The sequence below is a fragment of the Microbacterium sp. LWO14-1.2 genome (assembly GCF_038397715.1).
Classification (GTDB): domain Bacteria; phylum Actinomycetota; class Actinomycetes; order Actinomycetales; family Microbacteriaceae; genus Microbacterium.
This window is the reverse complement of record NZ_CP151633.1, coordinates 2,711,160-2,731,158: the sequence shown is the minus strand read 5'-3', so window position 1 is coordinate 2,731,158 and position 19,999 is coordinate 2,711,160. Positions and strand designations below refer to the sequence as shown.

Here is a 19,999-nt window from a genome sequence, read left to right as displayed (position 1 = left end):
GGAAGTGGACGCGACGGCGGGAGTCGAACCCGCAACGCCGTCAGATATGAGCTGAGGCCCGGGACCGCCCGGATCGCCGCGATGGGGTCGACGTTACCCGGCGGTGGCGGGGCGCACCAGGATCATTCCCCGGATTTACCCCTCGTGTCGCCCCGTGACGGCACGCGACGTTCTGCGACGCCGCGCGACCTCCGACGACGTCGGCGGGTTCGGTGTACCGTCACGACCATGGCCGCCTCTCCCGCTCCTCCGACGACCGGCCAGAAGACGCACAGGTACCTGCGGCTGTCGCTCGTGCTCGTCGTCGCCGCACTGCTGATCGCCGTGTCGCTGCAGAGCGTCGTCGCGATCTGGCATCCGTTCCAGTTCGGCTGGCACCCGCTCCCGTCGATCAGTCACGCGTTCTACACGCCGATGCGCGACGTCTTCGCAGGATCGCTGATCGCGGTCTCCGTGGCCCTGCTCGCACTGTCCGGGCGGAACCGCGCGACGACCCTGCTCGACGTGTGCGCGGTGTTCGCGCCGCTCATCGCGATCGTGCCCACGGGGATCGGATACTCCGGCGCACCGGGCCAGACGCCCTGCGGTGGCTCGGCCGACTGCATCCCGGCCGAGGCCTTGGAGTCGGCGAAGGCGGGGATCGCGGTGTATGCGATCGTCGTCGTCGTGACGGTGATCGTGATGGCGGTGGTCCGGGCGCGCACGCGCACGCCGAACGGTTCGGCGGTGCTCGTCTCGGTGATCGCGGCGGCGACGGCATCCGTCGTCTGGGCTCTCGCGTTCGTCCCGTCGGTGAACGAGCTCTTCCCGTTCAACTTCTGGCCGGTGCACAGCATCCACTTCGTCGTCACGCTCGTGTTCTTCGGCGTGTTCACCGCTGTGCCCCTGCTCTACGCGGGTGGGCCGCTGGAACCGGGCGAGACCCCGCCCACGCCGCGACAGCGCTCGATCTACCGCTGGATCGCCGGGCTCCTGATCGTCGACCTGCTGTTCCTCGCCGCGGCCGTGCTGTTCCGGCAGGTGTTCGGCGAGACGCCGGCCGTGCTGATCGGCGAGGTCGTGGCGCTGCTGCTGTTCGCGTGGTTCTGGCTCATGCAGACGATCCAGCGGTGGAACGACGCGAACCCGCCGTCGATCGTCGCACCGCGTCGCTGACTCCCGGGCGGCGCCGGGTCAGCGCCGGATCGAGTCGTGGAAGGGATTCGGTTCGAGGGTGAAGTCGGTCGTCGCGTCGGCCCAGGTGCCGCCGTCCGATGTCACTCGTCCGCGGCGCACCCGACCGAGAGCCGCCGTCGCGGGCACCCCGATCGCCAACGCGGCAGCACCGCTGAGTGTGCGGTCGTGCCGCCCGAGCACGCTCGCGCGATGCCATGCTTCGTGCAGCGCTCCCCCGCGCGGCGCCGGCACGGTGCGGGCCGGCAGGCGGCCCGCACGCCGCCTCGCGACGAGCTCCTCGACCCGGCTCCACCAGGTCGACTCTGCCGGGGGGTGGAAGTAGTTGTCGCGCAACCACGCGGGGAGCGGATGCCGGAACCTGCCCGCGACGACCTCGCCGCGTCCGCCGAGCAGACCGCTGCCGACGAACACCGTGTTGAGGAGGGTCTTGCTCACCCCGAACGAGTCGAGGGCGATGACGGGGATGCCGAGCGCGACCGCCTCGACGGCCGCGGTCGAGCTCACGGTCACGAGACCGGCTGCGGTCGACAGGGCTGCGCCCATCGAGTCGTACGACACCACGAGGTTGTCGGGCCTGCGGTCGGGCAGCAGGTCGAGATAGGGGTCGCGTTCGACGTGCGTCTCGGACTCGCCGGGCCGCGAGCGCAGCTTCACGACCACGCGACGGTCGGGGTCGGCTTCGGCGGCTCGCACGAGGGTCGCGGTGATCTCGGCGCGCTCCTCGCGGGCGGTCGGCACGAGCGCCTGCGCCGCGAAGACGATGTCGGTGGCCGGCTCGCGCTTGGCGCGGGGTTCGTGTGCACTCGGCCGCTCCGCGAGCAGGGTGGTCCCCGGCCGCGCCGTGCCGGCGGCGAGCGCCCGTGCCCGGTCGAGCGCCAGCATCCGAGATCGGGGCTGTGCGAAGGGCAGCGTCGCGAGCGCCGTCGGCACGTCGACTCCGATGAGCCGCCCGAGCTCGGCGAACGCGCGCTCCTCGCGGTGGGAGTGCACGACGAGCAGGTCGGCGTGACGGCGGTAGTCGAGCGCACCGCGCTGCGCCGGGATCGCCATCCCGGGAAGCCCTGCCACCACCACGGGCCGGCGGGTGAGCCGATCGATCACGCGGCCGAGGAGCCGGACGAACGGCCCGCGGCCCGCCAGCAGCACCACGTCGGGGCGCTGCCCCTCGAGCCACGCCTGCACGGCGGCGAAACCGAGGCGTGTGACGTCGCGCTCCTGCATCCCGGTGCCCGCCAGGGCCGTGCGCTGCTGCGCGACGCTGGCGGTGAGCGGTGTGCGCACGATGAGGAGATGGCGACGGATGCCGTCCACACCGCCGAGCAGCGACGCCGCCCACTTCACGAAGGAGTCGGCGTCGGCGATCGCGACGACGCGGAGAGAGTCCCCGCCCCTACCCGCGGCTGCGCTCATGCCGGGATGCGGCGGAGCTTGGCCATGGGAGCGCGCTCGCTGTCGAACACGCGCTTGACGCCGTCGCCGAGGGCCTTCTCGATCACGCGGATGTCGCGCACGAGGTGCTCCAGCCCGGTGGGCTCGAGGGATGCCGCGTGGTCGGAGCCCCACATCGTGCGGTCGAGCGTGATGTGCCTCTCGACGGCGACGGCGCCGAGCGCGACGGCGGCGAGCGAGATCTGCAGCCCGCGCTCGTGGCCCGAATAGCCCACCGGCACGCCGGCGTAGCGATCGCGCAGCGTCGAGATCATGCGGAGGTTGGCCTCTTCGGGCTCCAGCGGGTACGTCGACGTGGCGTGCAGCAGAACGACCCGGTCGGTGCCGAGGGTGTCGAGCGCGCGGTCGATCTGCTCCATGGTCGACATGCCCGTGGAGAGGATGATCGGCTTGCCGGTCTCGCGCAGCGCGACGAGCAGCTCGGTGTCGGTGAGGCTCGCTGACGCGACCTTGTGGGCGACCACGTTCAGGTCTTCGAGGAACTCCACGCTCGGCACGTCCCACGGCGAGGCGAACCAGTCGAGACCGAGCATCGTCGCGTGGTCGCCGATCTCGACGTACTCGGCACGACCGAACTCGATGCGGTGCCGGTACTCGAAGTAGGTCATGGTGCCCCACGGCGTCTCGCGCATCACGTCGCGCATGTGCTCGGGCGTCGAGATCTCGGGGGTGCGCTTCTGGAACTTCACCGCGTCGGCACCCGCCTTCGCCGCCACGTCGATCAGCCGCTTCGCGATGTCGACGTCGCCGTTGTGGTTGAGGCCGATCTCGGCGATGACGTAGGCGGGACGACCGCCTCCGATGACGTGCGATCCGATGCTGACAGTCATGGTTCCTCCGGTCGTCGAATGGCCTTCCCTCCTGAGTACGCGCCGGGGGTGAACACCGCGCGACAGGAGGGTTACCGGCTCCCGTCAGGCGGGCAACACCCGTTCGACGAGCTCGCGCACGGCGCCGCGACCGCCCCGCCGCGTCAGCACGACCCGCGCCTCGGCCCGCACGCGCGGGTGCGCGTCGGCGACCGCGATGGGCCACCCGACGATGCGCATCGCCGGCAGGTCGTTGACGTCGTTCCCGAGGTAGGCGATCTCGTCGAGGTCGATCGCGTTCTCCTCCGCCCACCCGCGCAGCGCCGACTCCTTGTCGTCGATGCCGTGCAGCACGGGCACCCTGAGCTTCTCGGCCCTGGCACGCACGACCGCATTGACCTCGGTGGAGAGGATGAGCATCGGGACGCCGGCCGCGCGCAGCAGCGACACCCCCATCCCGTCCTCGCGGCTCACGCGTACCCGCTCGACCCCGTCGGCGTCGACGCTCGCGGTGTCGTCGGTGTGCACGCCGTCGAAGTCGGTGACGACTGCGCGCACGGGGATGCGCTCCGGCGTCCCGTGCAGTGGGGCGAGCGCCCTGGCGATCTCGAGCTGATGCCGGTCGTCGATCTCGATCGCCGACCACTCGGGCACCTCGGCGATGCGGATGCGTCCGAAGAACCGGTGCTGCGCTTCGCGGAATCCGTCCGCGCGGAAGACGTAGAACGCGCCCGTCTCGAGGTAGTGGGGGTCGCGGTCCTGCCTCCGCGGACGGTGGCCCGCCTCGTGGTTGAGCGCGACCGCGGCGTCGTCACCCGTGCGTCCCCAGAGGAAGCCGTAGGTCTCGAAGGCCGAGAACACGCTGTCGGCACGGTCCTCGCGCACCTCGCGCACGGCCTCGGCGAGCGCCGCCGAGGGGATGAAGGGCGATGTCGCCTGCAGGAAGGCGACGACGTCGACCGGCTCCCCGACGGCCTCGATCTCGTCGAGTGCGTGCAGGATCGCGCTCTCGGATGAGGCGGTGTCGCCCGAGAGCTCGTCGGGTCTCCGCACCACGAGCGCGCCCGCGGCAGCGGCTACCGCCGCGATCTCTGCGTCGTCGGTCGTGACCGCGACGAGGTCGATCCCGTCGGCGGCGAGCGCCGACCGCACCGCGCGTGCGATGAGCGGCACTCCGCCCACGCGCTGCACGTTCTTGCGGGGCACGCCCTTCGACCCGCCTCGGGCGGGGATGATCGCGACCGTGCGGGTTGCCGTCGGGGAGTCCATCGTCATCGTCCTCTCAGGGCGCGCCACGCCCGTCTGATGCGGCGTCGCGCGCCGAGCGCGGTGAGCCGCAGCTCCTCCACGCGCCCGATCCCGCCGGCGGGGCGCAGCGCGCGGTCGGTCAGGGTCGGCGCCGGAGCCCCCGGCAGCCGCAGCTCGGCGAGTCGCTGCGGCGAGAAGTAACGGTCGCGGTCGGCGGGCCGGATGCTGCGCAGCAACGCCTCTGCGCGCGGACGCAGATGCGCGGCCACGATCGGCTGCATCGCATAGCCCACGGCATCGATCAGCAGCTGCAGCTGCGCGGGCTCCCGGTAGGCCGAGTCGTGGCGCGTGAGCACGTCGACGATGGTCGCCGGGATGCGGTTGCTGTTCTCGAACGGGGTGAGGCGGCGCAGCACGGCGTCCGTGCCAACCGCGTCGATGTCGCGGTCGAAGAGGGCGCGCACGGTGGGCAGGGCCGTCGAGAAGCCGGCGATCACGGCCTGCGCGTCGAGCCGCTCCGCGAGCACCTCGGCCGAGAGCGGGCCGCGGTACTCGACGAGGTCGAGCCCGTGGAGCCCGGCTCGTTCGCGCAGCGCGTCGGTCACGCGCGGCGGCGCCGAGGGGTGCGGTTTGAAGACGATGCGCTGCGCGTGCCGGTTCGCGGCGAGGTCGATCATGTCGCGCTGCAGCGCGACCTCCTCGCTGTCGGACACGAGGCCGAGGGCGGCGAGATACTGGCCGAGCACGAGCACGACCGGTCCGTCGCCGAGCGGCGGGTCCTCCCCCGGGGACGCCTCGAGCAGCGCCTGCCGGAACAGCGCGGGCGGCACGGGCACGAGCTCCGCGCCAGGAGAGCCGACGAGAGGCGTGACTCCCTCCACGACGTCGGCGTGCACGACGCGGCCGATCCGCGCTGCGATCGTGTGCGGGAGCCTGATCCGCATCGGCGAGTAGGTCATGAGCCCGTCGCCCACGATCGTGATCCTCGCCCGGGGGAACAGACTCATGAGGGTCAGCGCCGGGGCGACCTGCGGGCTCTGCACGAAGAGCTCCAGATCGTCGCCGAGATCCCACGCCCGCGTGATCAGCCGCTCGAGCACGACGAGATCGGCCGGCTCGGGGGCCCACGAACTCGGGTGCAGCGGCCCCAACAGCGCGTCGAGGTCCTCGACCCGGTCGAAGCGGGTGCGCAGACGCGCGAGCGACGGGTCGGCCCCGATGCCGACGGTGGTCTCCGGCACGCGCGACGACACGAACGGCACGAGGACGCGGTCGCCGCCGTCACCGAGCAGCCCGCCGTCGATCGCTGCCGCCGCCGTCGCGAGCGCGTACGCGCTGTGCAGCGCGAAGAGCTGGGTCATGCCGTGCGCTCCACCGCCCGCAGCAGCGGTGCGAGGACGCGGCGCCGCGGCCCGTCGAGACGGGCGAGCACGGCCTCGGTCTCGCCGGACGGGAGACGACCCAGCAGATCGCGGATGCCGGAGCGCATCTCCGCACGCAGCGCCGGCGTCATCCGCCGCGCCCGCACGAGGTGGCGGGAGCTGAGCGCGAGCACCGTCCACACCGCCTTCGGCAGGAAGCGGTCGGCCTCGGCATCCGCCTCGACGATGTCGATCACCTCGCGCATCGCCGCGACGAAGTCGAGCTGTCGACGATCGCGCACCTGGGTGAGCGAGGTCGAGACGCCCCGGCGGTAGAGCAGCGCCGGGGCGTCGACGACCGCGAACGATCTCGCCGACAGGTGCAGCCGCCAGATCCACGGGCGGTCCTCGGCGGTGAAAAGGCCGGGCGTGAAACCGGCGATGCCCTCGTCGAGCACGCGGCGGTGCAGCATCCCCGCCCACGCGAACGGGTAGTCGACCATGGTGGGTTCGTCTTCGGGGAGGATCGCGTCGCGCGGCGACACCACACGCTCACGCCACGGATGCGGCGCCCGCACGAGAGCCCGCGCGCCGTCCCGGACAGTCACGTGGTCGGTGCGCACGAAGTCGCAGTCGAGATCCCGCAGACGGCGGGAGAGCACATCGAGGCGGCGCGGCTGCATCCAGTCGTCGCCGTCGAGAAAGCAGAACGCCTCCCCCTCGACCTCCGCGAGACCCTGGTTGCGCGCGCTCGCCAGGCCGCGGGGGCGCGGGTTGAAGATCACCGTGGCGTGCGGCAGCCGTTCCGCGTAGGTGCGCATGATCGCGCCGGTATCGTCGCGGGAACCGTCGTCGATCGCCACGAGCTGCAGAGCCGCCGGGTCGTCGAACTGCCGGGTCAGCGTCTCGAGCGTGGTGCCGATGAACGCTCCCGCGTCTTTCGCGGGCAGGATGACGGTGACGAGCGGTGTGCGCACGGAGCTCCCGGTGGTGGACGGTCCCGGCATGGTCGCAGGCGCTCGTTGCCGGGCGGCGACGCCCAGGTGAACGGGCGGTGACCTCGTGCGACGCGCCCTGACGCATTCGCGCCCGAGGGAGGGATCGACGACGATGGGAGGATGCTCTGGCCGTTCGGAACCACCTGGCGCCCCGTGCGGCAGAAGCGTCGCGACGCGGTCGACCTGCACTGGCTGACCGCCCGCTCGTGGACCAGACGCTGGTACCCGCAGGGCATCGATCTCGGCGTGTGGCACGGACGGCGCACTCTCGCGGTCAGCTGGTTCCGCCAGCGCCTCGACGGGCATCACCTCGCTTCCCGCGTCGCCCTGGTCGATCTCGACCGCTCCCGTCACCTCGACGTGCTGCTCGCGGTCGAGGAGGACGGCGAGCTGCAGCCGGCGCCCATCCACGCCGGAGGGCTGGCGTGGTTCGACGACCGGTTGTTCGTCGCCGCCACCCGCGACGGCATCTGGGAGTTCGACCTCTCGCGGGTCCGCCGGGTGCGCGGCGCCCTCGCTCGACGCCTGGCCGGGTCGACACGGCGCGGTCCGCGCGTCACCGCTCTGGTCGCGGTGCGCACCCGCGTACACCCGGTCGCGCTGCGGTGCTCGTACATCGGCCGCGTGTTCGACGCCGACGGGGCGCCGCTGCCGCGCGTGCTGATCGGCGAGTACCGGAAGGATGACGACGGCCGGATCGGCGAGTTCGCGCTCCCCGACTCCGGCGAGGGACGCTTCACCGAGATCGAGCGCACAGCCCACGGCATCCCGCGCATGCAGGGCGCCGTGCGCTGGGGCGAGCGACACTTCGTGTCGCAGTCCGACCTGCTCCGCCCCGGCGCCCTCTGGACCGGCCGGCGCGACGCCCTCGAGCGCAGCCCCGTCCCGCTGCCGGTCGGGTGCGAGGACCTCGCCCTCGACCTCGACGCCGGCTACCTGTGGACGCTCGGCGAGCACCCGTGGCGACGCGTCGTGCGCGGCATCCCGCTCTCCTCACTCGGCCTCTGAGGCCGCACTGCCGCCGGTCGCTCTCAGCCGGCTGATCGGCACCCGAACGTAGACTGTCCTGGTGAAGAAGCCTGCACCCCTCCTCGTCTACACCGTGCTGCGGCTGCTGGCGTTCCTCGTCCCGCTCGCCGTGATGTGGTTCTTCTTCCCGATCTTCCGCGAGTTCTGGTGGCTCGCCGCGATCTTCGCCGCGCTCATCGGGGCCAGCATCTCGATGATCTTCCTGCGCGCGCCGCTGTCGGACGCGTCTGCACGCATCCACGAGCGCCGCGAGGGACGCCCGGTGGCCGGGCAGGCCGATGCCGACGTCGAGGATGCCGCGATCGACGCTCGGACCGACGACACCGACCGCGCCTGACGCCGCGCCCCCGGATCGGCCTCAGCCGGCGAAGGCCCAGAACAGCGCGCCCGCGTAGAGCAGCGCCGTCAGCGACGTGAGCGCGAGAGCGATAACGAGCTCCTTCGGCTGCCGGTACGTCCACACGATGAGGATCGCCGGGAGCCCCGCGAGGAGAGCGAGCAGGCCGATCCACGCGATCGGGTACAGCAGTGCGAGGAAGATCAGGATGCCGAAGGGCGCCAGCACGAACAGCGTGAACAGCACCTGGGTGGGGCGACGGCCGATCAGCACGGTGAGCGTGCGCTTGCCGACCACGCGGTCCTGATCGATGTCGCGGAGGTTGTTCGCGAGCAGCACCGCGCAGGCGAAGAGTCCGGCGGCGATGGCTCCGAGCCAGGCCTGCTGCGGCAGCTCGAACACCTGCACCCAGGTCGTGCCGAGGGTCGCCACCAGACCGAAGAACACGAAGACGAAGACCTCGCCGAGACCGAAGTAGCCGTAGGGGCGCTTGCCGCCGGTGTAGAACCAGGCGGCGACGATGCACGCGGCGCCGACCGCCAGCATCCACCACTGCTCCGTGCGGATCACGATCGCGACGCCGACGGCCGCGGCGAGCGCGAAGAAGACGAGGCCGATGATCAGCACGGTGCGAGGCTTCACGCGGCCGGAGGCCGTGAGGCGGGCGGGTCCGACGCGCACGGCGTCGGTGCCGCGGATGCCGTCGCTGTAGTCGTTCGTGAAGTTCACGCCGATCTGCAGCAGCACGGCGACCGCGAGGCAGGCGAGGGCGATGACCCAGTGGAACTCCGGCCCGGTGCTGCGGGCGGCACCGGTGCCGATCACGACCGGGGCGATCGCCAGCGGAAGGGTGCGCAGCCGCGCCGCGCCGATCCAGTCGCGCGCGGTGATGGGGCCGGCCTCGACGATCGGCTTCTTCGCGGGGTTGCCGCTCGTTCCGGACCGGGTCTTCTTCTTGCGCTGGGAGGATGCTGCCACGGAGGGAATCCTACTGGCCGCGGCTTTCCCGCCCTCTCACGGATTCGGGTTCGAGTCCTTGCCGTCGAGCCACAGCGTGTCGCTCTTGTCGGCGTGCGCTCCGCCCGTGCCGACGTGCTTGTCGCTGATCTTCGGTCCCTTGAGGATGACGTGCACCATGGCCTGGGCGTGCCCATGGCCGAGGGAGTACTCCTCTTTCAGCCAGTTCAGGACGACGGTGGACTTCGTCGTCTCGTCGAACCCCTTCTCCCGCGCGAGTTCGATGAACTGACGAGGGGTGAGGCCGGTCTGGGCCTCGACCTTGTCGAGATAGGCCTGGAATGACATGCGTGCTCCTGAGCGTCGGTTGCGGTCACAGTACCGCGCCGCGACAGCCGCGCACTATCCCGCCGCGACCGTGACGATCGGCCGGTGCTCGTAGTAGGTCTGCAGCACCACGGTCGTGCGGGTGTTGACGTTCGCGGCGAGGCGGATGTCGCGTACGAGCTCCTCCAGGTCGCGCGGAGTCGCCACGCGCACGAACAGCATGTAGCTGGCGTCGCCCGCGATGGAGTGGCAGGCCTCGATCGCCGTGAGGTGTTCGAGCAGCTCCGGAGCGTCGTCGGGCTGGGCTGGGTCGAGCGGCGTGATCTCGATGAACGCCGACAGCGGAGCACCGACCTGCTCCGGATCGAGCACGGCGCGGTATCCGGTGATGACGCCGCGGGTCTCGAGGCGGCGGAGCCGGGACTGGACGGCGGACACCGACAGGCCCACCGTCTCCGACAGCTGGGCGAGCGTCGCGCGCCCGTCTCGAGAGATCTCGGCCAGGATCGCGCGATCGACAGAATCATCCATAGATGTAAGATTATCGTCAGGATTCCGTAATGACCGGAATTTTTCCGCCTGTTGCCCCGATCGGAGGTTCCATGTCCACTCCTACCCTGAACTCTCAGGCCATCGTCGGCGAGCCAGAGGTCGTGGAGGACGCGTCGACCGCCGAGCAGTCCGCCGCCTGGGCGCAGCTCAAGGAGGCGGCCATCGCGATCCGCGAGATGCAGGTGAAGGACGGCTCGATCCCGGATGCCGCGCACCACGCCGCCGCCCGCGACCTCGTCTCCGCGATCACCGCCGCCATCCGCGCGCTGGCTCCGGCCTTCCCGCACGACGCCGAGTACCTCGCGGCCTCCGTCGTCGACTTCGAGCGCTGGTCCGCCTCTGACTTCGGCACCCCCGACTTCCTGGACTCGCTGAACGCGTTCCAGCCGCAGCAGCACCGCGTCGACGGCATCCGTCATCTCGTCGTCTTCCCGATGTACACGCAGAACGGCTCGAGCGAGCGGCTCGTCGAGGCGCTCATCGTCGAGACCATCTGGCCGGAGTTCATCGCCGCCCTCGAAGCAGGCGATTACGGCAACAAGCTGTTCGTCTCGCTGCGTCTGGTCGACTTCACCCCGGGATACGACACGAACTCGGCCGTGCTGTTCCCCGAGACCGTCGCGATGCGGGAGATCCCCTCGTTCACCTGGGGTGCGATCTTCCAGGACCGCGAGGCGGCCCGGTACCGCCGCGTCACGCGTGCCGCCGCCGAGATCACGAAGCTCGACCTGCCCGAGCGCGCTGCCGCGATGCTCGACGACCAGGCCCTCACCGAGCGCGCGTTCGTGATGTGGGACATCATCCACGACCGCACCCACATGCGCGGCGACCTGCCGTTCGATCCGTTCATGATCAAGCAGCGCATGCCGTTCTTCCTGTACTCGCTCGAAGAGCTGCGGTGCGACCTGACCGCGTTCCGCGAGTCGGTGAAGATCCAGCGCAGCCTGTCGGCGCGGGTGGACGCGGGCGACGAGGTCACCGCCGCCGAGCGGGAGATGCTCGAGCACGCCGACCTCGTGCAGTACGCGGTGATCTTCGACCGGATCTTCCGCTTCGCGATCACGGGATCGCGAGTGCGCAACTACGACGGCCTCGGCGGGCAGCTGCTGTTCGCGTGGCTGCACCAGCGCGGCGTTCTGCACTGGACCGACACGGCCCTCGCGTTCGACTGGGATGCCGTGCCCGACGCGGTCGTCGCCCTCGGCGACGCGATCGACGAGCTGTACTGGCGGTCGATCGACCGCCCGAAGACCGCGCACTGGCTCGCGGCCTACGACCTCGTGCGTTCGGTGCTCACCCCGAACCCGGCGTCGCAGTGGGCGCGTGGACTGCCGGACGAGATCCTGGCCGGCGCGCCCAAGGGCTACACGGATGCCGTGCTCGACGACGAGTTCCCGCTGTCGATGTTCTTCGAGGCCCTCGACAAGAAGATGAAGCCCGTCATCGAGTCGACGGTCGGCATCCGCGGCGCCGACGTCTGAGTCGGAGTCCTCTGTCGGGAATCGGCGCGCTTTCTGCGGCCGAACGCAGGTTCTGCGGCCATCTCGTCCCAGGATGGCCGCAGAACCTGCTCATCACCGCCGAAATCGACCGTCCGCGAAGGGAATCACATGAGCGTCGATGGCCGCACCATCGTCCTGGCCGGAGCCACGAGTGCGTCGGGCCTCGCGGTGGCGACGTCGCTCGTCGCAGCGGGTGCCCGCGTGATCGCGACCGGTCGATCGGATGACCGGCTCGCGCCGCTGCGGGAGCGGGGCGCCGAGACCGTGGTCGCGGACGCCACGTCCCTGACGGAGATGAGCGGACTCGCGTCGGGCCTGGAGGCCGTCGACGGTGTGATCCCGCTCGTGGGCGGCTGGCGCGGGGGCGGCGGCCTGGCCGGGCAGTCGGACGAGGATCTGCACGCGCTCCTGCCCGCTTTCGAGGCGGTGCGGGCCACGAGTCGCGCGTTCGACGGGCTGCTGAGGGAGTCGGATGCCGGCCGCTTCGCGCTCGTGTCGTCGACGGCCGTGGCCCGCCCGCTCGCCGGGGGAGCGAACTATGTCGCGGTCAAGGCCGCGAGTGAAGCCTGGGGACGCGCGGTGGCGCAGGGGTTCACGAAGGCGGCGCGCGATGCCGGGGGGCCTCTGCGCGCCGCCTCCGTGATCTTCCGGGCGAAGGCGCTGGATGCGGACGCGCTGGCGCCGGCCGTGACCGCCCTGTGGGATGCCGAGGCCGACGCCCTGAACGACCGGATCATCGAGCTCTGAGCCGCCGCACCCCGCCGCACCTCGCCTCACCCCGCCGCACCCCGCCGCACCCCGCCGCACCCGGGGATGATGTCGCGGTGCCGTCGCCGTCAGAACTCGCGGCGCATGACGACGCGGCGCGTGGTGGGATGGCTCACCTCGACGAAGCCCGCCGCCGTGAACGCCCCGACCGATCCGACGTTCATCTCACCCCAAGACACGGTCGACCCGCCCGTGAGCATCGGGTATCCCTCGATCACTGAGGCTCCCCGTTCGCGTGCGTGCTCGACAGCCGCGGCGACGAGGGGGTGCGTGAGGCCGCGACCGCGGAATCCGGGTCGGACGATCAGGCAGACCACCGCCCACACCCGCTCATCGCCTGCGTCTTCGTCGCGCCCCTTCCACGGCACCGACGAGCCGCGCAGTCGCCCGTAGACGCTGCGCCGGTCGACCGCGCACCAGGCGACCGGCTCGGCATCGAGATAGGCGATGAGGCCGATGGTCTCGGTCGCGCGCGGGTCGTCGCAGTGCGCTTCGCTGCGCAGCAGGTCTCGGCGCTCCTCGACCGGCATATGCCACCAGTCGCCGTCGCCCAGCCGCTGCCGTTCGCACTGGCAGCGACCGGCGGTGCCGGTGAGGATCGTCTGCAGGTCATCCCAGCGCGCCTCGTTCGCCGGCACGATCCGAAGGCCGGGGAAGGGCTCCGGTGCCTTGCCGTCCCCGTGTTCCCTCAGCTCAGTCCGCGCCACGGTCCCGCTCCGGAGGGACCGCGTCCTCGGCCGAGGCGCGCCCTCCCCGCGCTGACACGGGGTCGACGAGGGCTCCGGTCTCGGCCAAGCCACCGGCATCGGCCAAGTCACCGGCACCCGTAAAGCCACCGGCATCCGTCGAGCCACCGGCATCCATCGACGCCCGGGCATCCGTGGCGTCCCCGTCCGTCGTCGTCTCCCCCGCATCAGCGTCGTGGCTCGCATCGCCCTGGGGATCCTGCTCCGGAGCGTTCGCATAGAGGTCGGTCAGCCTGCGGTACGACTTCGTGAGGAAGGCGAGGCCGCCCACGACGACCATGATCAGTCCGGCGAAGAGACAGATCAGGGCGATGCCGCGTGCGTCGCCTTCTCCCAGCAGCCACCCCCACTGGCGCTGACCGGCGGACGAGTCCATATACGGGATGATCAGGAACTCCGCGATCGGGGCGATGAGGAACGCCGTGATCGGCGCTGCCGCCGCCTCCATGGCCGCCGCGACCCCGAACACGCGCCCCTGTCGGTCGTACCTGACCACCTTCTGGATCACCGTCTGCTCGGCCGCCTCTGCAGGCGGGACGAGAGCCATGTACACCCACATGCCCAGCACGTACAGCGGCCACCACTCGCGCAGCATGAAGAGCGAGCCCAGCAGCCCCATCGCGATGACCACGAGCAGCAGCGTGCGCATGGGTTTCGCGCCGAGACCGAACTTCGCCACCAGCGCCCCGCCGATGATGAAGCCCGTCGACGAGAACGCGAGCGCGAAGCCCCACATCTGCGCGTCGAACAGCGTGAGCCCGTACGGGTCCATGAGCGCCATGTAGACGCCGCCGATGAGGTTGTTGAAGGTCGAGAAGACGATCAACGCGAAGAGCCCGGGGGCGAGCCTGATCGCCGCCACGCTGCCGCGGAAGTCGAGCGCGCTCGGCGCGTTCGGATCGGGCTGGGGCGCCCCCTCGGGGATGCGGATGAACAGCAGATGCACGAAGGTCAGAACCATGGCCACGATCGCGATGCCGAGGGTCCACCCCATGCCGAGGAATCCGATCGAGAGCCCGGAGAACACGCTCGTGACGAGGAAGGCCAGGCCCTGCACCGTGCCGACGAGCCCGTTGGCGTTGGCCCGCCGCTCCTCCGGCACCAGCAGCGTCACGGTCGTGGACAGCGCGATGTTGCGCAGTTGCTCGATCACGCCGCCGAAGAGGATCACGAGCGAGAACATCCAGAACCACGGCCCGCCGAGGTCGAGCAGGGCGGACTCCGGCTGCCAGACGTAGAGCACGCCGGCGACCAGGAACGCCGCGGCGGAGATCACGCTCGACAGCAGCATGACCGTGTGCTTGCGGTGCCGGTCGACGATGGTGCCGAAGATCATCGCGAAGAACGCGATGAACAGCATGTACGCACCGCCGATGATGCCCGTGGCCAGCACCGACTGGGTCTCGATGTAGACCCAGAACGTGAGCGCGAACCAGAGGAAGCTCGTCGTCACGTTGGCGATGAGCGTGTCGACGAGAACGTTCGCGAAGGCCCGCTGGGCGGCTGTGCGTTCCATGGCTCCGAGGGTAGGACTACCCTCCGACATTGGGTAGGGGCATCTGCGGCGCCGATTAGGCTTGACCGGTGAGCATTCAGCATGATCCCGCGATCCGCGGCTTCGCCAGCGACAACTACTCCGGCGTCCACCCCGAGGTCCTCGCGGCCATCGCGGAGGCCAACGGCGGGCACCAGATCGCCTACGGCGAGGACGCCTACACCGAGCGTCTGCAGGAGGTCTTCCGCTCCCACTTCGGCGAGGGCGTCGAGGCCTTCCCCGTCTTCAACGGCACCGGGGCCAACGTCACAGCGCTGCAGTCGATGCTGCCGCGCTGGGGCGCCGTGATCGCGGCATCCTCCGCCCACATCAACGTCGACGAGGGCGGTGCTCCCGAGCGCATCGGCGGGTTCAAGATCCTCGCCGTGCCCACCGACGACGGCAAGCTCACCCCCGAGCTCGTCGACCGCGAGGCCTGGGGCTGGGGCGACGAGCACCGCGCGCAGCCGCTCGTGGTGTCGATCACGCAGTCGACCGAGCTGGGCACCCTGTACACGGTCGACGAGATCCGCGCCCTGGCCGACCACGCCCACGAGCGGGGAATGACGCTGCACCTCGACGGCGCCCGCATCTCGAACGCCGCGGCCGCGCTCGACCTGCCGTTGCGCGCCTTCACCCGCGACGCGGGAGTCGACGTGCTGAGCTTCGGCGGCACGAAGAACGGCGCCATGCTCGGCGAGGCCATCGTGGTGCTGAACCCCGAGGCGTCGACCGGACTCACGTACTCGCGCAAGTTCAACATGCAGCTGTCGTCGAAGATGCGCTTCGTGTCGGCACAGCTGATCGCGCTGCTCGACGGCGACCTGTGGCTGCGCAACGCCCGGCACGCGAACGCGATGGCGCAGCGCCTGCGCGGCTCCATCGAGGCGGGCATCGCCGACGGATCGATCGCCGGCGTGGCCTTCACGCAGCCGACCCAGGCGAACGGCGTCTTCGCGGCCCTGCCCGACGGCATCGCGGACAGCCTGCGGGAGAGCTTCCGCTTCTACGACTGGGATGCCGCGCGCAACGAGGTCCGATGGATGTGCGGCTTCGACACCGAGGAGGCCGACGTCGACGCGTTCGTCGCCGAGCTCGCGCGTCTCACCACCGCCTGAGCGCGGCGCAGGAGCGCGGCGCGGGTCGGGGCGGACCGGTCAGCGCAGCAGGCCGAGGTTCGCGAGCGCCTGGCGGATGAGGGTGCCGCGGCCGCCCTCCATCTCGGCGGCGACGGCGTCGGAGCCCGCCGCCTCGGGCGAGAACCAGGTCACTTCGAGCGCATCCTGACGCGGCTCGCACGTGCCCGTCACCGGCACGACGAAGGCGAGCGAGACCGCGTGCTGGCGGTCGTCGTGATAGGCGCTCACGCCGGGGATCGGGAAGTACTCGGCGACCGTGAACGGCAGCGGCTGCGGCGGCAGCAGCGGGAAGGCCATGGGTCCGAGATCGTTCTCGACGTGACGGAACAGCGCGTCCCGGATCGTCTCGCCGAACCGCACCCGACCGGAGACTATCGTGCGGGTGATCTCGCCGAGCGGAGTGGACCGGAGCAGGATGCCGATCTCGGTGACCTGACCCGATCCGTCGGTGCGTACGGGGATGGCCTCGACGTAGAGCATGGGCAGGCGACGGCGCGCCTCCTCCAGCTCGAACTCGCTCAGCCACCCGGGGTTCGCGTCGGGCGCCGGGGGCTTCGCGTCGCCGAACCCGCCGATGCCGTCGTTGGGTTCTGGTTCGGGATCAGGTGTGCGGACGGCCATGTGTCCTTTCTACCAGCCGCCTCCACGGGCGGACAGTGACGACCGGCATGCAGCCGCCCGCGCCGACGTCGGACCCCGCTGGCAGGATGGAGGGGTGAGCGAGGAACTGAGGCTCGACGGCGCACTCACGCGCTGGTCGACGGGCGAGAGAACGGATGCGCCGCTGCTCGTGCTGCTGCACGGCTACGGCGCCGACGAGCACGACCTCTTCGGGCTGGTGCCGTATCTGCCCGAAGGCATCGCCGTGGCATCCGTCGCCGCCCCGCTGGCGCCGCCGTGGCCGATGCCCGGCCGCTCCTGGTACCCGATCGAGGGTCTCGACGGCCGCAGTTCGACCGCTGTCACCGCGGCCGCGCAGGCGTTCCTGCACTGGCTCGGGTCGGAGCGGAAGGATGCCGCATCCGTCGCCCTCCTGGGCTTCTCGCAGGGCGCCGCCGTCGCTCTGCAGGCGCTGCGTCTCGCGCCCGAGAAGGTCGACGCCGTGGTGGCGCTGAGCGGTTACGCCGCCCCGGGCGAGCTGCCTCGCGACGTCGAGCTCGCCGAGCTCCGGCCGCCGGTGTTCTGGGGGCGGGGGACGAACGACGACGTCGTCCCCGCCGCCCTCGTCGCGCACACGGCCGAGTGGCTGCCCGCGCACTCCGAGCTGTCGGGGCGCGTGTACACGGGGCTCACGCACAGCATCTCGGAGGACGAGCTCGGCGACGTGCGCACCTTCCTCGACAAGTGGGTCGACCGCACACGGACAGCGGGCGCTTAGCGCGGGGTCGGATCCTCGCTTTCCGTCCGATCGTCGGCGTCGCCGACCGGATCGTCGGCCGGCGCCCTCCGGCGCCCCCAGGGCGCCTGGCCGATCGCGACCGAGAGCGACAGGCCGATGATCACGCCGATGCTGATCCCGAGGATCCAGTTGTCGAGGGAGACGCCGAGTGCGACCCCGATGCCCATGCCGACCGCGAGACCGGCGCCGAGGCCGAGTCGGGTGCGCATCTCCTGAGGACTGGGTTCGCGATCTGCCATGCCTCCACGGTACGGACCTCGCTGACATCCGGCATCCCCCGTCCGAAGGACGCCGGTCGGGCCGGTGCGACACGCCCGGGGTTGCGCCGTCGCGACACGCCCGGGTATCGTCGGGGAGTCCTGTCCGCCGTGTCTGGAAGTCCTTTGATCTGAATCGTCGCCTCCGCGCTCTCTCATCCGCGCGCTGACCCGACGATCGCCGACTCCACGGCCGACCATCGCCCTCCGTCGTTCCGACGGACGCCGCTCCTCGCGGTCTCCCCTCGGGGATCCCGTTCCGGGAGCAGGGCGACCCGGTGTCAGTGCACCCCGCACTCGACAGGAGACCCCATGACCACCCCCACCCTTCACGCATCCGTCACGCTCGACCGCGTGACCTTCACCTGGCCCGACGGCTCGACGGCGCTCGACTCCGTGTCGGGCTCCTTCGGATCGGGCCGCACCGGCCTCGTCGGCCGCAACGGCGCAGGCAAGTCCACACTGCTGCGGCTGATGGCCGGAGAGCTCGAACCGACGTCCGGGACCATCTCGACGACAGGCGAGGTCGCGTACCTGCCGCAGCAGCTCACCCTCGACGTCGACCGCCGCGTAGCCGATCTGCTGGGCGTCGCGGAAGCACTCGACGCGGTGCGCGCGATCAGCGCCGGCGACGTCGACCAGGCCCGTTTCGATGCGGTCGGCGACGACTGGGACATCGAGGCGCGCGCCGAGGTGGCTCTCGCCGATGCAGGACTCGCGCCCGAGTTCCTCGACCGACGCGTCGGGGAGCTGTCCGGAGGGGAGGCCGTGCTCGTCGCGATCGCCGGCATCCGTCTGCGTCGAGCGCCGATCACGCTGCTCGACGAGCCGACCAACAACCTCGACCGGGAGGCGAGGACGAGGCTCGCCGCGATGGTGCGCGCCTGGAAGGGCACGCTCATCGTCGTGAGCCACGACCTGTCGCTGCTCGAGCTCATGGACGACACGGCCGAGCTCTACGCGCAGACGCTCAGCGTGTTCGGCGGACCGTACTCCGAGTGGCGCGCCTGGTTGGACGCCGAGCAGGAGGCCGCGCGGCAGGCCGAGGCGACCGCGAAGCAGGAGTTCCGCAAGGAGAAGCGCCAGCGCATCGAGGCGGAGGTCAAGCTCGCGCACCGTGCTCGCACCGCCAAGAAGGCGGAGATCGAGAAGCGGGTGCCGAAGATCATCGCGCACGGTCGGCGGATGGCCGCCGAGGTGTCGGCCGGTCGACTTCGCACCGAGGTCGGTGCGAAGGAGGAAGCGGCCAGGGCATCGCTCGACGAGGCGGGGCGGCGCATCCGCTCCGACGCGTCGATGAAGATCGAGCTGCCGGATCCGCAGGTGTCGCGCACCCGCCGCATCGTCGAGATCGGCGACGGCGAGCGCTCCTGGGTCGTGCAGGGCCCGGAACGGGTCGCGGTGATCGGACGGAACGGCGCCGGCAAGACGACGTTGCTCGAGGATCTCGTGCACCACCGCGTGCGGGAGCCGCTGACGGCACTACCGCTGACGGATCGCGTCGGGTACCTGCCGCAGCGGGTCGACGGGCTCGACGAGACGCGGTCGGTGTTCGAGAACATCGCGGATGCCGCACCGCACGTTCCCGAGAAGGAGCTGCGCAACCGACTGGCCCGGTTTCTGATCCGCGGAGCGACGGCCGACCGTGCGGTGGCCGCGCTGTCGGGCGGCGAACGGTTCCGCGTCGCGCTCGCGAAGCTGCTGCTCTGCGACCCCGCCCCGCACCTCGTGCTGCTCGACGAGCCGACGAACAACCTCGACATCGACACCGTCGACCAGCTCGTCGAGGCCCTGAAGGCGTACCGGGGCGCGGTGCTCGTCGTGAGTCACGACGACGCGTTCCTCGCACGGCTGGACCTCGACCTCACGCTCGAGATCACCGGGGACGGGATGCTGCAGCAGGTCGAGTGACGCGGAGCGCGACGCCCGCGCTCAGGCCCGCCGGCTCCGCATCGCCTTCGTGTGGGCGAGCGCGGGGTCGGCGGCGCGGAGCGCATACTCCTCGGACTCGCGCGCCACGAGGGCGACGCGCCCCTCCGCGTCGTGGTCGATGCCCCAGCCGTAGCGCTTGCCCAGGGGAGAGGAGCGCAGGCACGGCTGCCCCTTCGCGAAGAAGGCCTCCCGCGCGGCCTCGTCGTCGGGGTCGATGCCCTGTCGCAGCGCATGGGTGGCGAAGATCACGTCGTCGGACGTGCGCCCGTACGGCTTCTCGGTGATCAGCCGATAGTGCAGCGCGGCGATCGTGGGCTTGTCGCCCGCGGGCGGCTCCTGCGCATGGTCCGTCGGGCAGTCCTCGGCGACCTCGATGAACGTGGAGCGGTAATCGGTGGTGTGCGACGCCATGCCTACAGCATGCTCCGGGGGTCGGACAATCCGGAAGCCGATGTCGGTGGCCCGGGTGATGATGGAGA

General features: G+C 71.0%; 21 protein-coding genes and 1 pseudogene. 8 read left to right on the top strand and 14 right to left on the bottom strand.

Annotated features, from left to right (window positions below; translation table 11 throughout):
• Positions 1-5: 5 nt before the first annotated feature.
• Positions 6-81: pseudogene (locus MRBLWO14_RS13095) on the bottom strand.
• A gap of 147 nt (positions 82-228) precedes the next feature.
• On the opposite strand from MRBLWO14_RS13095, the gene MRBLWO14_RS13090 reads away from it, so the two are divergent.
• Complete coding sequence (locus MRBLWO14_RS13090) at positions 229-1,155, top strand: hypothetical protein (RefSeq protein WP_341933597.1); 927 nt, start codon at positions 229-231, stop codon at positions 1,153-1,155.
• A gap of 18 nt (positions 1,156-1,173) precedes the next feature.
• Here the strand turns inward: MRBLWO14_RS13090 and MRBLWO14_RS13085 are convergent, their stop codons facing one another.
• From MRBLWO14_RS13085 to MRBLWO14_RS13065, 5 genes are all read right to left on the bottom strand, one after another.
• On the bottom strand, positions 1,174-2,586 hold the full coding sequence (locus tag MRBLWO14_RS13085; RefSeq protein ID WP_341933596.1) for a DUF6716 putative glycosyltransferase: 1,413 nt from the start codon (positions 2,584-2,586) through the stop codon (positions 1,174-1,176).
• Positions 2,583-3,455, bottom strand: coding sequence for an N-acetylneuraminate synthase family protein (locus tag MRBLWO14_RS13080; protein ID WP_341933595.1), 873 nt, complete (start codon positions 3,453-3,455; stop codon positions 2,583-2,585). Before MRBLWO14_RS13080 ends, MRBLWO14_RS13085 begins: the two co-directional genes overlap by 4 nt.
• A gap of 84 nt (positions 3,456-3,539) precedes the next feature.
• Positions 3,540-4,703 (bottom strand): acylneuraminate cytidylyltransferase, encoded by a 1,164-nt coding sequence (locus tag MRBLWO14_RS13075; RefSeq protein ID WP_341933594.1) that lies wholly within the window; start codon positions 4,701-4,703, stop codon positions 3,540-3,542.
• 2 nt (positions 4,704-4,705) lie between these two features.
• The gene (locus MRBLWO14_RS13070) at positions 4,706-6,043 is read right to left on the bottom strand and encodes a polysialyltransferase family glycosyltransferase (RefSeq protein WP_341933593.1); all 1,338 of its coding nucleotides are present in this window, start codon (positions 6,041-6,043) and stop codon (positions 4,706-4,708) included.
• Positions 6,040-7,050, bottom strand: coding sequence for a glycosyltransferase family 2 protein (locus tag MRBLWO14_RS13065; RefSeq protein ID WP_341933592.1), 1,011 nt, complete (start codon positions 7,048-7,050; stop codon positions 6,040-6,042). The genes MRBLWO14_RS13070 and MRBLWO14_RS13065 overlap by 4 nt, the downstream gene beginning before the upstream one ends.
• Positions 7,051-7,161: 111 nt before the next feature.
• On the opposite strand from MRBLWO14_RS13065, the gene MRBLWO14_RS13060 reads away from it, so the two are divergent.
• Positions 7,162-8,049 carry a hypothetical protein gene (locus tag MRBLWO14_RS13060; RefSeq protein ID WP_341933591.1) on the top strand — a complete coding sequence of 296 codons (888 nt, stop codon included), beginning with the start codon at positions 7,162-7,164 and terminating at the stop codon, positions 8,047-8,049.
• 61 nt (positions 8,050-8,110) lie between these two features.
• The gene (locus MRBLWO14_RS13055; RefSeq protein ID WP_341933590.1) at positions 8,111-8,407 is read left to right on the top strand and encodes a DUF4229 domain-containing protein; all 297 of its coding nucleotides are present in this window, start codon (positions 8,111-8,113) and stop codon (positions 8,405-8,407) included.
• A gap of 21 nt (positions 8,408-8,428) precedes the next feature.
• On the opposite strand, the gene MRBLWO14_RS13050 is transcribed toward MRBLWO14_RS13055, so the two are convergent.
• Genes MRBLWO14_RS13050 through MRBLWO14_RS13040 form a run of 3 tightly spaced genes read right to left on the bottom strand, consistent with a single transcriptional unit; the run spans position 8,429 to position 10,222 of the window.
• A complete protein-coding gene (locus MRBLWO14_RS13050; protein ID WP_341933589.1) occupies positions 8,429-9,385 on the bottom strand; it encodes a 1,4-dihydroxy-2-naphthoate polyprenyltransferase in 957 nt (318 codons plus the stop codon).
• A gap of 36 nt (positions 9,386-9,421) precedes the next feature.
• Positions 9,422-9,712 (bottom strand): DUF4287 domain-containing protein, encoded by a 291-nt coding sequence (locus tag MRBLWO14_RS13045; RefSeq protein WP_341933588.1) that lies wholly within the window; start codon positions 9,710-9,712, stop codon positions 9,422-9,424.
• 54 nt (positions 9,713-9,766) lie between these two features.
• Positions 9,767-10,222, bottom strand: coding sequence for an Lrp/AsnC family transcriptional regulator (locus tag MRBLWO14_RS13040; RefSeq protein ID WP_341933587.1), 456 nt, complete (start codon positions 10,220-10,222; stop codon positions 9,767-9,769).
• A gap of 71 nt (positions 10,223-10,293) precedes the next feature.
• Here MRBLWO14_RS13040 and MRBLWO14_RS13035 point away from each other — a divergent pair, with 71 nt between their 5' ends.
• On the top strand, positions 10,294-11,724 hold the full coding sequence (locus tag MRBLWO14_RS13035; protein ID WP_341933586.1) for a DUF6421 family protein: 1,431 nt from the start codon (positions 10,294-10,296) through the stop codon (positions 11,722-11,724).
• Between the two features lie 129 nt (positions 11,725-11,853).
• Positions 11,854-12,492, top strand: a complete 639-nt coding sequence (locus tag MRBLWO14_RS13030; protein ID WP_341933585.1) for an SDR family NAD(P)-dependent oxidoreductase — start codon at positions 11,854-11,856, stop codon at positions 12,490-12,492.
• 89 nt (positions 12,493-12,581) lie between these two features.
• On the opposite strand, the gene MRBLWO14_RS13025 is transcribed toward MRBLWO14_RS13030, so the two are convergent.
• On the bottom strand, positions 12,582-13,151 hold the full coding sequence (locus MRBLWO14_RS13025; RefSeq protein ID WP_341933584.1) for a GNAT family N-acetyltransferase: 570 nt from the start codon (positions 13,149-13,151) through the stop codon (positions 12,582-12,584).
• A 55-nt stretch (positions 13,152-13,206) separates the two neighbouring features.
• Positions 13,207-14,775 carry an MFS transporter gene (locus MRBLWO14_RS13020; protein ID WP_341933583.1) on the bottom strand — a complete coding sequence of 523 codons (1,569 nt, stop codon included), beginning with the start codon at positions 14,773-14,775 and terminating at the stop codon, positions 13,207-13,209.
• Positions 14,776-14,843: 68 nt separating this feature from the next.
• On the opposite strand from MRBLWO14_RS13020, the gene MRBLWO14_RS13015 reads away from it, so the two are divergent.
• Complete coding sequence (locus MRBLWO14_RS13015; protein ID WP_341933582.1) at positions 14,844-15,911, top strand: low specificity L-threonine aldolase; 1,068 nt, start codon at positions 14,844-14,846, stop codon at positions 15,909-15,911.
• Positions 15,912-15,950: 39 nt separating this feature from the next.
• On the opposite strand, the gene MRBLWO14_RS13010 is transcribed toward MRBLWO14_RS13015, so the two are convergent.
• Positions 15,951-16,553: an NUDIX hydrolase family protein gene (locus MRBLWO14_RS13010; protein ID WP_341933581.1), complete on the bottom strand. Its 603-nt coding sequence runs from the start codon at positions 16,551-16,553 to the stop codon at positions 15,951-15,953.
• A 94-nt stretch (positions 16,554-16,647) separates the two neighbouring features.
• Between MRBLWO14_RS13010 and MRBLWO14_RS13005 the strand changes: the two genes are divergently transcribed.
• Positions 16,648-17,310, top strand: a complete 663-nt coding sequence (locus MRBLWO14_RS13005; protein ID WP_341933580.1) for an alpha/beta fold hydrolase — start codon at positions 16,648-16,650, stop codon at positions 17,308-17,310.
• Here the strand turns inward: MRBLWO14_RS13005 and MRBLWO14_RS13000 are convergent.
• Entirely contained in the window at positions 17,307-17,570 is a 264-nt protein-coding gene (locus tag MRBLWO14_RS13000; RefSeq protein WP_341933579.1) for a hypothetical protein, read from the bottom strand. The two genes, MRBLWO14_RS13005 and MRBLWO14_RS13000, sit on opposite strands and share 4 nt — an antisense overlap.
• A gap of 330 nt (positions 17,571-17,900) precedes the next feature.
• Between MRBLWO14_RS13000 and MRBLWO14_RS12995 the strand changes: the two genes are divergently transcribed.
• Complete coding sequence (locus tag MRBLWO14_RS12995; protein ID WP_341933578.1) at positions 17,901-19,499, top strand: ABC-F family ATP-binding cassette domain-containing protein; 1,599 nt, start codon at positions 17,901-17,903, stop codon at positions 19,497-19,499.
• Positions 19,500-19,520: 21 nt separating this feature from the next.
• On the opposite strand, the gene MRBLWO14_RS12990 is transcribed toward MRBLWO14_RS12995, so the two are convergent.
• Entirely contained in the window at positions 19,521-19,931 is a 411-nt protein-coding gene (locus tag MRBLWO14_RS12990) for a DUF6157 family protein (protein WP_341933577.1), read from the bottom strand.
• Positions 19,932-19,999: the final 68 nt, after the last annotated feature.

Coding starts and splice junctions, on each gene's coding strand:
- MRBLWO14_RS13090 (WP_341933597.1), top strand. CDS start 229: ATGGCCGCCTCTCCCGCTCCTCCGACGACCGGCCAGAAGACGCACAGG.
- MRBLWO14_RS13085 (WP_341933596.1), bottom strand. CDS start 2,586: ATGAGCGCAGCCGCGGGTAGGGGCGGGGACTCTCTCCGCGTCGTCGCG.
- MRBLWO14_RS13080 (WP_341933595.1), bottom strand. CDS start 3,455: ATGACTGTCAGCATCGGATCGCACGTCATCGGAGGCGGTCGTCCCGCC.
- MRBLWO14_RS13075 (WP_341933594.1), bottom strand. CDS start 4,703: ATGGACTCCCCGACGGCAACCCGCACGGTCGCGATCATCCCCGCCCGA.
- MRBLWO14_RS13070 (WP_341933593.1), bottom strand. CDS start 6,043: ATGACCCAGCTCTTCGCGCTGCACAGCGCGTACGCGCTCGCGACGGCG.
- MRBLWO14_RS13065 (WP_341933592.1), bottom strand. CDS start 7,050: ATGCCGGGACCGTCCACCACCGGGAGCTCCGTGCGCACACCGCTCGTC.
- MRBLWO14_RS13060 (WP_341933591.1), top strand. CDS start 7,162: ATGCTCTGGCCGTTCGGAACCACCTGGCGCCCCGTGCGGCAGAAGCGT.
- MRBLWO14_RS13045 (WP_341933588.1), bottom strand. CDS start 9,712: ATGTCATTCCAGGCCTATCTCGACAAGGTCGAGGCCCAGACCGGCCTC.
- MRBLWO14_RS13040 (WP_341933587.1), bottom strand. CDS start 10,222: ATGGATGATTCTGTCGATCGCGCGATCCTGGCCGAGATCTCTCGAGAC.
- MRBLWO14_RS13035 (WP_341933586.1), top strand. CDS start 10,294: ATGTCCACTCCTACCCTGAACTCTCAGGCCATCGTCGGCGAGCCAGAG.
- MRBLWO14_RS13030 (WP_341933585.1), top strand. CDS start 11,854: ATGAGCGTCGATGGCCGCACCATCGTCCTGGCCGGAGCCACGAGTGCG.
- MRBLWO14_RS13020 (WP_341933583.1), bottom strand. CDS start 14,775: ATGGAACGCACAGCCGCCCAGCGGGCCTTCGCGAACGTTCTCGTCGAC.
- MRBLWO14_RS13010 (WP_341933581.1), bottom strand. CDS start 16,553: ATGGCCGTCCGCACACCTGATCCCGAACCAGAACCCAACGACGGCATC.
- MRBLWO14_RS13000 (WP_341933579.1), bottom strand. CDS start 17,570: ATGGCAGATCGCGAACCCAGTCCTCAGGAGATGCGCACCCGACTCGGC.
- MRBLWO14_RS12995 (WP_341933578.1), top strand. CDS start 17,901: ATGACCACCCCCACCCTTCACGCATCCGTCACGCTCGACCGCGTGACC.
- MRBLWO14_RS12990 (WP_341933577.1), bottom strand. CDS start 19,931: ATGGCGTCGCACACCACCGATTACCGCTCCACGTTCATCGAGGTCGCC.